Here is an 11135-nt window from a genome sequence, read left to right as displayed (position 1 = left end):
GAGTACGCGGCGCCCGTCCAGGCGGGACAGCAGCCGATCGACTACAAGGTCACCGACGGCATCGCGAACGCCGTCGCCGGTGCGGAACGCGTCAAGGTGCTCGACCCGGCCGCGCCCGCCGCGTTGCCGCCGGTCGCCCGGCCCGACGTCGCCCGCGGCCAGGTCGGCACGCCGGTGCTCGTCCGCCCGCTGGAGAACGACCTGCCCGGCGCCGACCCGGTCGACCCTGCCGCTGAACTGCGGCTGGCCGCCGACGTCGCCCCGCTGGCCGGCGCCACGATCACCACGGACACCAAGACCGGCCTGGTGACGCTGACCGCGACGAAGCCCGGCACGTTCGCGCTCGACTACACCGCCGCGTTCGGCAACGCGCCGTTCGCGAAGGGCGCCATCCGCGTCGACGTCGCTGCCGCGCCCGCCTCGCCGCTGCCGCCGGTCGCGATGCCGGACAACGCGGTCGTGCGCGGCCAGGAACCCGTCGTCACCGACGTGCTCGCCAACGACTTCAGCCCCGCCGGCGCGTTGCTCGGCGTGCAGCACGCCGAGAGCACGTCCGGTCAGCTCGAAGTGGCGGTGGTGAAGGGGCGCTGGCTGCGCGTCAACGCCACCGCGCCCACCCTCGACCGCAACCCGCAGGTCGTGCGCTACACCGTGACGGACGGCGTGACCGGTCCCGTCACCGGCGAGGTCACCGTCACGCAGCTCCCGCCGCCCGCCGACGACACCCCGGTGCCCAAGGACGACCGGGCGGCGGCCCGCGCCGGTGACTCCACGACGATTCCCGTGCTGGACAACGACATCTCGCCCACGGGGGCGCCGTTGACCCTGCAACCGAACGTGCAGGGCGCGCCGGGCAACGGGCGGCTGACCGTCCAGACCCGCGACGGCCGCGACGCCGGATCCGCCTACGTCTCCGGCGACGTGGTCCGCTACGTCGCACCCGACCGCGTCGACACGCCGCTCACCGCCGAGATCTCCTACGTCGTCCAGAACCCGGACGGCGACCAGGCCGTCGGCCACGCGCACGTCACCGTCAACCCGGCCCCCACGCCCACCAACCCGAACCAGCCGCCCGCCCCGGAACCCGTCGAGGTCCGGGTCGTCGCCGGCGACCGCGTCACGATCACCGTCCCGTCGAGCGGCGCCGACCCGGACGGCGACTCGGTGACGGTCACCGGCATCGCGTCGGCCCCGGCGATCGGGCGCGTCGTCGGGATCGCCGGCACCAGCCTCACCTACGAGGCTTTCCCGACGTCGAACGGCACCGACACGTTCAAGTTCGTCGTCACGGACACCTACGGGCGCACCGGCGAGTCGTTGATCCGTGTCGCCGTTGTGCCGCCAGGAGATCCGCAACCTCCGGTCGCCGTGGACGACGTCGTCACCGCGGCACCCGGCGCACGCCTGGCCGTCAACGTGCTGACGAACGACGTGCGCGCGCCGGGCGACACGGTGACGGTCGAGCCGTTGGGCTCCCGCAACCCGTCGCTGCCCGACGACGTGAAGGCCACCGACGGCCGCATCGAACTGACCGCGCCGGACCTCACCGGCAAGCCGCTGGTGATCGCCTACGCCATCACGAACGGGCTGGGCCAGCCGTCGGTCGCGACGCTGACCGTGCGCAGCCGGGACGACTACGCCGTCCCGCCGGTCGCGGGCGAGCTCTTCCCGGTGGTGAAGAAGGAGGACAGCACCGTCGAGGTCGACCTCGCGCCCGCTGTCGCCGATCCCGACGGGCCCGCCGAGAAGATCGAGATCACCAGGGTCTTCCACGACCAGGCCAAGATCTCCGGGCGCAAGGTCACCGTGCCCGTCGGCGACCACCCGCGGGTCATCGCGTACGAGGCCAGGGACGCGTCCGGTGCCACCGCCGCCGGACTGGTCCACGTGCCGTCGAAGGGCACCGGGGCGCCGCGGGCGATCCCGGACAAGCTGATCTCCGTGCCCGCCGACGGGTCGATCTCCGTGCAGGTCAAGGACTACGTCGACGTTCCGTCGGGCAAGCAGCCGAAGCTCACGACCGTGGACAGGATGAGCGCGGCGCCCGTCGGGCTCGAGGTCCGCAACGAAGGCGACACCGGCCTGGTGCTGACGGCGCGCAACGGGTACGTCGGACCGGCCGCGGTGACGTTCGAGGTCACCGACGGCACCTCGCTCACCGACCCGGAGGCGAAGGTCGGCCTGGTCACCGTGCCGGTGCAGGTCGGCCCGGACACGCCGGTGCTGCGCTGCCCGTCCTCCGCGCTGTCGGTCGTCGAGGGCGGGCTGCCGGTGAAGGTCGACGTCACCGCCGTGTGCCACGTGTGGGTCGCGGACCGCTCGAAGCTCGGCGACGTCAAGTACACCGCGACCTGGCTCGAACAGCCGGACGGCGTCTCGCTGGAGGGCTCCGGCGAACGCGCGCTGACCGTCACCGCGGCCGGCGGCGCGAAGCCGGGGTCGACCGGGACGATCGAGGTCGGCGCCGGGGACGGGCCGAAGGGCAAGCTCGCGGTGAAGGTCGCGGCCGCCCTGCCTCCCACGGTGTCGCCGGTGACGTTGGACGGCGTGAAGGCCGGTGACACCGCGACCGTCGACCTCGTCTCGTACGTGCGCTCGCAGCTGCGTGACCCGAGGATCTCCGTGGTCTCGGTCAACCAGGTGGCCGGCGCGGGAGCGAGTGCTCGCAACGAAGGCTCGACCGTGCGCATCACACCGAACGGCGACGCACACGGCGCGATGGACTTCAACGTCGTCGTCACGGACGTCGCCGACACCAGCCGTGACGACCGCAAGGTCACCGGCCGGATCAGGCTGAACGTGCTCGGCGTCCCCGACGCGCCCGGCGTCCCGGTGCCCGGCCGCACGGTGCTGAGCAAGGTCGTCGAACTGTCGTGGAGCGCGCCGTCGGGCAACGGCGCGCCGATCGACTCCTACGAGGTCGACTACGGCCGCGGCAAGCAGGTCTGCGCCGCGTCGCCGTGCACGATCACGGGCCTGTCGAACGGCACCGAGTACACGTTCACCGTCCGCGCCCACAACCTCGTCGGCTGGGGCAAGCCGAGCGGCTCGTCGGCGCCGGCCCAGCCGAACACGGTGCCGGGCGCGGTCTCCGGGCTCAGCACGTCCGAGCCGCGCGATGGCACCTTGAAGCTCAGCTGGACCGCGGCGCCCAACGAGGGCACACCGGTGCTGCGCCACGAGATCTCGTGGTCCGGCGGCGGTCGCACGACCGCACCCGGCGGCGCGACGAGCGTGACCGCCTCCGGCCTCGACAACGACGCGCGGAACGTCTTCACGATCATCGCCGTCAACTCGCAGGGCCCCGGCCCGGCGGTCACCGTCGAGGGCCAGTCGGCCGGTGCCCCGGACGCTCCCGGTGCTCCGACCTTCACCGCTTCCAACGCCGCCAACGCGCAGACCCGTGCCGTCACGGTGTCGTGGGGCGCGGTCGGGGCGAACGGTCCCGGTCCCACCACGTACACGCTCACGCGCACCGGCGGCGGCACCAAGACCGTGTGTTCGAAGGTCACCGCCACCACGTGCGTCGACGACGGTCTGCAGAACGACGGCACGATCTACAGCTACTCGGTCGTCGCCGCCAACGCCGCCGCCGAGGCCGAGCCGGCCGGGCACACCTCACCGGCCAGCACCGCCGCGCAGATGGAGGCGACCGCCACGCCGGACCCGATCGCCGGGTTCTCCGCCACCCCCACCGGTTCCGACGGGCAGGCGACGCTGCGGTTCGACGTCGGTGCGTCGCACGGCAAGTCGAACACCGTGTCGTGCACGTGGTCCGGCGGGTCGTGCGGGACCTGGACCTATCCGGTCGGTGGCCAGGCCGGGGCCACGCAGACGGTCAACGGGCTGCCCAACGGGCAGGCGGTGACGATCAACCTGCAGGCGTGCAACGGCAGTGGTGGTGGTGCGTACGCCGGCAACCCCTGCAACAGCGCGGTGTCCGCCGGGGTGACGACGTACGGGCCGATGCGCGACCTCGTGCTCAACACCTCGAACAACAACGCCACGGTCATCAACTTCTCGGTGTCGGTGAACCCGAACGGCAAGCCGGCGAACGTCCAGGTGACGACGAGCCGCGGCTTCACCCAGTCGTTCACCACCGGGGTCGGTGGGTGGAGCTGGTCGGGGAGCCAGGACGTCGGTTACTCGCAGAACGTGACGGTCTCCGTGACGGTGTCGGACGCGGGTCGGCCGACGTTGAGCCAGTCCAAGCAGCAGACGACACCACCGCCTCCACCGCCACCCTCCGTGACGCTTTCGAAGGGCAGCCCCTGCGGCGCGGCTTGCGCACCGAACTGCACGTCTACGTCCTGTGCATACATCGTCGTCCAAACGGCGAATTTCCCAGGAAACGTGACATGCACGTTCGACAGCGACCACACCGCTGCCGGATTTGTGAACGAAACCTTCCGTCCGAATGAAACCAGGCAGACCCGGAACTACTACGGCTGGCCGAAATCGAATGTATGGGCCACTTGCAATGGGGTTCGCGGCACCCTCTATTGGTAAAGGAACGTCATGACCGTCAGTCCTGACCAGGCTCGGCTGTTCGCGCAGACCTTCGAGCAAATGGTGCTGAACATCTCGCGGGCGATCTCCGGAAAGGAGCACGTGATCCGCTTGGCGCTCACCGCGTTGCTCTCCGACGGCCACCTGCTGCTGGAGGACTACCCCGGCACCGGCAAGACGTCGCTGGCGAAGGCCCTCGCGAACACCGTGCAGGGCACCAGCGCGCGCATCCAGTTCACGCCGGACCTGCTGCCGTCCGACGTCACCGGCGTGCAGATCTACGACCAGCAGCGCGGGGTGTTCCGGTTCCACCCAGGGCCGATCTTCGGGTCGATCGTGCTCGCCGACGAGATCAACCGCGCCTCGCCCAAGACGCAGTCCGCGCTGCTGGAGGTGATGGAGGAGGGCCGGATCACCGTCGACGGCGAGACGCACCCGGTCGGGTCGCCGTTCATGGTGATCGCCACGCAGAACCCGGTCGAGCAGGCCGGCACCTACCGGCTGCCCGAGGCGCAGCTCGACCGGTTCCTGATGAAGACCAGCATCGGCTACCCGGACCACAACGCCACCGTCGCGCTGCTGGCGGACGCGGCGACGCGGGACCGGTCGGCGAACGTGCCGCCGGCCATCGCGGCGAACGCGGTGGCGCAGCTGACCGCGCTGGCCGACCACGTGCACGTCGACCCGGTCGTGCTCGCGTACGTCAGCCGGATCGCCGAGGCGTCGCGGGCGCATCCCGCTGTGCGGCTGGGGGTTTCGGTGCGCGGATGTCTCGCGTACGTACGAGTCGCGAAGACGTGGGCGTTGTCGCAGGGCCGCGGGCACGTCGTACCGGACGACATCCAGGAGCTCGCGCATCCCGTGCTGGGGCACCGGATCCTGCTGCACCCGGAGGCGCAGTTCGACGGCGCGACGGTGGAGAAGGTCGTCGACTCGCTGTTCGCGGACATCGAACCGCCCGTGCGCCGGGGAGCCTGACGTGGGGCTCGGTTCCGTCTCCCCGTCGGGGCGGCTGCTCGCCGTCTCGGCCGTGGCGGCCTGGGTGCTCGGCGCCGTGCTCGGGTGGGACGAGCTCGTGCTGCTCGGCGCCACCGGCTTGCTGCTGCTGGCGTTGGCATGCGGACTGACGCTGGGCCGCGGCGCGGTCGAGGTGCGGGTCGACGTGAGCAAGCGCCGCCTGCACCCCGACGAGTCGACGCGGTGCGCGGTCGAGGTCGCGCACCACGGCCGCAGGTCGTTGTTCGCACCCGAGGTCGAGCTGCCGATCGGCCGCGACCGCGTCGAGGTCTTCGACCGCGGCCGCGAGGTCGAGATCGACGGGCTCCGGCGCGGGGTGATCGCGGTCGGCCCCGCCACGACGGTCCGGGGCGACCCGCTCGGGCTGGTGCGGCGGGCGGTCGTGGAACAGGACGCGATCGAGCTGTTCGTGCACCCGCTGACCGTGCCGCTGGCGCCGCTGGGCACCGGCCTGCTGCGCGACCTGGAAGGCTGCACCACCAACGACGTCTCGATGAGCGACCTGGCGTTCCACGCGCTGCGCGAGTACGCGCCCGGTGACGACCGGCGGCACATCCACTGGCGTTCCACGGCGAAGCTGGCCGCGTCCACTCAGGACGGACGGTTCCTGGTGCGCCAGTACCTCGACACCCGAAGGGCGCACATCGCGGTGATCGTCGACGGCGCCGTCCAGTCCTATGAGGACCCCGAGGTGTTCGAGACGGCGTTGTCGGCGGGAGCCTCGGTGGTGAAACGCGCCGCGGTCGACGGGATCGACACCACCGTGGTGGCCGCCGGGCACGTGTCCGGCAAGGCACAGCACGTCCTGGACGTGTTCGCACGAGCAGAACCGGGCGGTCCGGGTCTCGGCGAGGCCGCCACCCGCGCCGCCGCCGCGGCACCGGACGCGACCCTGGTCGTGGTCCTCACCGGCACACGGCACAGCTACGCGGACCTGCGGCTGGCGTGCTCGGCGTTCCCGCCCGAGGTGCGCAAGGTCGTGCTGCGGGTGGACCCGGCCGGGCGCACCACGCGGTCGGCGAGCACCGCGTTCTCCGTGCTCACGTTGCGACAGCTCACCGATCTGCCGGCGCTGCTGGCGGGAGGAACCCTGCAGTGACCAGACTCGTGCCCCGCCGCGACGACCTCGTCGACGCCGCCTTCCTGAGCGCGTTGTTCACCGTCGCGCTGCTGGGTTTCCGGACCACCTACACCGGCTGGGGCTTCCTGATGGTCGGCGGCACCGGGCTCGCGCTCGGCGTGCTCGCCGGGCACGTGGCGTCGGTGCTGCGCCGCCCGATGATCGCCGTCGCCGCGATGACGATCGCCGTGTTCTTCCTGCTCGGCGGCGCGGTGGCGATGCGCGAGACCGGCGGCGTACCGACGCCGGACAACCTCGCCGGGCTCGCCGGCGTGAGCGTGCACGGCTGGAAGCAGCTGCTCACCACGTTGCCGCCGGTCGACGGCGCCGGGCCGTTGCTCGTGATCCCGTACATCCTCGGACTGCTGTGCGGGGCCGGCGGGTTCACGCTGGCCCGGCGGGTGTCGCTGAGCGCGGCACCGGTCGGCGCGCCGCTGGCCGTGCTCGCCGCGGTGATCCTGCTCGGCACCGGCGAGGCCGCCGGTGTGCTGGGCGCGGTGTTCGCGGCCGCGGCGACGGGCTGGATCGCGGTGCGGTCGGCCCGGCACCGCACCGGTGTGCGGGGACTGCGGCGGGTCCGCGCGGTGACCGCGGTCGTGCTCGTCGGTGTCGCCGCCGGGCTCGCGTTGCTGGTCGCGCCGGTGCTGCCCGGTACCGGTAGCACGCACCGCCTGGTGTTGCGCAACCACGTCGAGCCGCCGTTCGAGATCGGCGCCTACGCGAGCCCGCTGGTCGGCTACCGCAAGCACACCAAGGACGCGAACCAGCTGTGGGATCAGGCGCTCTTCACCGTCGCGGGCCTGCCGGCGGGCGAACGCGTCCGGATCGCCACGCTCGACGGCTACGACGGCAGGGTGTGGGGAGCCACGAACGACCCGTCCGGCACGACCGACCCGTTGCAGCGCAACAACTTCCAGCGGATCGGCGTGCGCATCCCGGTCGGCGCCACCGGCGCGGAGGCGGACGTGACGATCAAGATCGAGGCCGCCTACGCGACGGCCGACGAGCTGAACGCGTGGCTGCCGACGGCGGGCCGTGCACGGGAGATCGCCTTCACCGGTGACCGCAAGGCCGGCCACACCGAGAACCTGCGCTACAACCTGGCGACCTCGTCCGGCATCGTCGCCGACCGCCTGCGCGAAGGCGACACGTACGAGTTGCGCACAGTGCTGGCGTCACAGGGCATTCCCGACGACGCCCAGCCGTTCGGCCATCCCACGGTGCGCACCGCCGACCTCGCGTTCGTGCGGAGCAAAGTCGCGAAGTGGACCGGCGGCGCGTCGACGATCGCCGAACGGCTGAAGGCCGCCGCCGCGTACCTGCGCGACAACGGCGCCTACACCGACGGGGGCGCGGGCGAGACGGAGTACCTGCCGGGGCACAGCGCCGGCCGGTTGACGGCGTTCTTCAACGCCAAGCGACCGGCGGGCAACGACGAGCAGTACGCGGCGGCCTACGCGTTGGTGGCCAACGAGATCGGCATGCCGGCCAGGGTCGTGCTGGGCGCGGTGCCCGGCGCCGGCGGAGTGGTGCGCGGCGAGAACGTGCAGGCGTGGGTGGAGATCCACCTCGCGGACGGCACCTGGGCGGTCGTCCCGAACACCGAGTACATGCCCGACCGGTCGAAGAAGCCGGACCACCAGCCGCCGCAGGAGATCGAGAACACCGACGCCGCCGTGGTGCCGCCGCCGAACACGGTGAAGATGCCCAGCTCCCTGGTCGACGCGAGCCGCGCGGACGCGTCCGGTGTCGGCATCGGCGATCCCGGCGGGTCGGTGCTGCCGCGGTGGCTGGTCGACCTGCTGGTCGACGTCGGGTCGGTGCTGCTGCCGGTCGCCGCGGTGGTCGGCCTGGTCGTGGGCGGCAAAGCCGTGCGCCGGCACCGCCGCCGGACGCGGGGCAGCACCGCGACCCGGTTCGCCACCGGCTGGCGCGAGCTCGTCGACCACGCCAGGGACCTCGGGACCAGGGTGCCGCGCGGGCTGACGCGGCGGCAGGAGGCGACCGTGCTGGCGCGCTTCGGGCTCGGCGGTCTCGCGGCGCAGGCCGACAGCACCGTGTTCGGACCGGGCACACCCGACCAGGCCGCCGTGGACGCCTACTGGTCGGCCGTGCGGGAGGCGAGACGGCGGATGCGCACGGAGGTGCCGCGCTGGCGGAGGTGGCTCGCGGCGCTCGACGTCCGCACGTTCCTCCCCGTCCGGGCCCGCTGATCTCCAGGCGTCTCAACAGGGACGCCCCGCGCGGATCTGCAGCATGATGTCCTGCGTGACGATGACGCGAGTGCTCCTGGCCGTCGTGATGGTGCTGGTCAGCGCCGGTTCGGCGAGCGCAGAACCCGTCGGCGGAACGCGGTCCGTCGAATGGGCGCCGTGCCCGGACGACGCCGAGGGCCAGTGCGGGACGTTGAGCGTGCCGCTGGACTGGGACAAGCCCCGCGGGCAGCGCGTCGACCTCGCGGTGGGACGGCACCGGGCCACCGACCCGGCGCGGCGGATCGGGGTGTTGCTGGCCGACCCCGGCGGTCCCGGCGGGTCCGCCGCGGAGTTCGCGTTGTCCGGGCTGTTCAGCGCGGAGGTCAGGGCCCGGTTCGACATCGTCGGCCTCGACTCGCGGGGAACCGGGAACAGCGCCGCCATCCGGTGCGCCGACCTGATGACGGACGCGCCGGGCACCTACCCGGCCGACCGGGCCGGGTTCGAGGAACTGCTGAAGTACAACCGGCGGGTCGTGGGCCAGTGCAGGGAGCGGAGCGGGCCCGTCTTCGACCACGCCGACGGGGCGACGGTCGCGCGCGACATGGACGCGCTGCGACGGGCGCTGGGGGAGCGGAAGGTCAGCTACTTCGGGCTTTCCTACGGCACGGTGTACGGGCAGGCCTACGCGGAGCTGTTCGGCGACCGGGTCCGGGCGATGGTCCTGGACAGCGTGGTCGACCACAGCGTGGGGGTGCGCGGGTTCGTCGGGGACCGGGCCGCCGCGGCGGACGACTCGTTCGTCGAGTTCGCGCGGTGGTGTGAACGCACGGAGTCGTGCGTCCTGCACGGGCAGAACGTGTACGACGCCTGGGAAGCGGCGCTCGTGCGGGCCGACGGAGAACCCGGTGGCCGGCAGGGACTGCTCGACGGCATGTACTACGCGTTGCGCGGGCCGGACTGGGTCTGGGCGGCCGACCTCATCGCGGGCCGGCCGGGGTTCCGGGCCGCGAGCTTCGAACCCAACTACGAGTCGGTGCGCCTGGCGTCGGTGTGCCAGGACTTCTCGTTGCGGATCAACAACTTCCAGGAGTACTCGCGGGTGCGGGCGGACGAGCTGCGCCGCTCGCCGATCATGCGCGGCAGCTACCTCGGGCACGACGAGGCGATGGCCTGCGCTGGCATCACCGGGCCGCCGGCCAACCCGCCGCACCGGCTGGACGTCCACGACGTGCCGAAGATCCTCGTCCTCAACGCACGACACGACCCCACCACCCCGTACGAGTGGGCGGTGAACATCCAGCGGCAGGCGCCGCGCAACACCGCGTTGCTCACGTACGAGGGATGGGGTCACATCGCTTATCCGCGCAGTGCCTGCACGCGGGGTGGGGTGGACGCGTACCTGCTCGGCCTGACGACGCCGGTGGCTAGCTGTCCTGCCGTTGAGCAGTGATGAAGTCGCGGTACCAGTGGTAGCTGGCACGCGGAGTGCGTTGCTGGGTCCGGTAGTCGACGTGGATCAGGCCGAAGCGGTGCTTGTAGCCGTGCGCCCACTCGAAGTTGTCGAGCAGTGACCAGCAGAAGTAGCCGCGGAGGTCGACGTCGGCTGCCTGCGCGGCCGCGATGTGGTCGTGCAGGAAGTCGATGCGTTCGGTGTCCTGGAAGTCCTCCGTGTCCGGGTAGACGCAGCCGTTCTCCGTCACGTAGATCGGCGGCAGGTGCGGGTGGCGGGCCTTGAGGTCCTGCAACGCGATCGTGAGGCCGATCGGCTCGACCGGCCAGCCCATGCCGCTGCGCGGGACGTCCGGCAGCCGGGTCGTGTCGACACCGATGTCGTGGGCCGTGCGCTTGGCCGGGTCGGGCTCGCGGTGCGGCGCGTCGGCCACGTGCAGGCGGTAGTAGTAGTTCAGGCCCACGTAGTCGAGTGGCTGGCCGATGATCGACAGGTCCTCGTCGTGCCGGAACGAGAAGTCCGTGATGGCGCCGAACATCGACGACATCTCCTCCGGGTACTCACCGCCGAACAACGGGTCGGTGAACTGCCTGCGCAGCAGCACGTCCTGGCGCACGGCCGCGGCGACGTCGGCCGGCGAGTCCGTCACCGGCACGGTGGGGGACTGGTTCAGCACGATGCCGAACTCCTGGCCGGCCGAGCCGTTGGCGCGCATGGACTGCACGGCGAGGCCGTGGCCCAGCAGCAGGTGGTGCGCCGCCGCCAGCGAGCCGTGCCCCTCGCGTGCGCCGGGGGCGTGCCGGCCCTCGCCGTAGCCCACGACCGCCGAGCAGTACGGCTC

General features: G+C 72.1%; 6 protein-coding genes. 5 read left to right on the top strand and 1 reads right to left on the bottom strand.

All coding sequences use genetic code 11. From position 1 onward, the window contains the following. The 5 genes from VF330_RS07025 to VF330_RS07005 all read left to right on the top strand — a co-directional run. A partial coding sequence (locus VF330_RS07025; protein ID WP_330850684.1) for an Ig-like domain-containing protein occupies nt 1-4509 on the top strand: 4509 nt, incomplete at its 5' end. A 9-nt stretch (nt 4510-4518) separates the two neighbouring features. Further along, on the top strand, nt 4519-5487 hold the full coding sequence (locus tag VF330_RS07020) for a MoxR family ATPase (protein WP_330850683.1): 969 nt from the start codon (nt 4519-4521) through the stop codon (nt 5485-5487). 1 nt (nt 5488) lies between these two features. Then, entirely contained in the window at nt 5489-6625 is a 1137-nt protein-coding gene (locus VF330_RS07015) for a DUF58 domain-containing protein (protein WP_330850682.1), read from the top strand. Continuing rightward, the gene (locus tag VF330_RS07010) at nt 6622-8859 is read left to right on the top strand and encodes a DUF3488 and transglutaminase-like domain-containing protein (RefSeq protein WP_330850681.1); all 2238 of its coding nucleotides are present in this window, start codon (nt 6622-6624) and stop codon (nt 8857-8859) included. The genes VF330_RS07015 and VF330_RS07010 overlap by 4 nt, the downstream gene beginning before the upstream one ends. Before the next feature lie 61 nt (nt 8860-8920). Beyond that, the gene (locus VF330_RS07005; protein ID WP_330850685.1) at nt 8921-10294 is read left to right on the top strand and encodes an alpha/beta hydrolase; all 1374 of its coding nucleotides are present in this window, start codon (nt 8921-8923) and stop codon (nt 10292-10294) included. Here the strand turns inward: VF330_RS07005 and VF330_RS07000 are convergent. Continuing rightward, the coding region (locus VF330_RS07000; protein ID WP_330850680.1) for a glycoside hydrolase family 1 protein at nt 10269-11135 on the bottom strand (867 nt) is incomplete at its 5' end. The two genes, VF330_RS07005 and VF330_RS07000, sit on opposite strands and share 26 nt — an antisense overlap.

Origin of the sequence: Lentzea sp., assembly GCF_036380075.1 — a bacterium.
In the GTDB taxonomy this organism is placed as follows: domain Bacteria; phylum Actinomycetota; class Actinomycetes; order Mycobacteriales; family Pseudonocardiaceae; genus Lentzea.
Note: the sequence above shows the minus strand (reverse complement) of the source record. Positions and strands in the feature narration are given on the sequence as shown.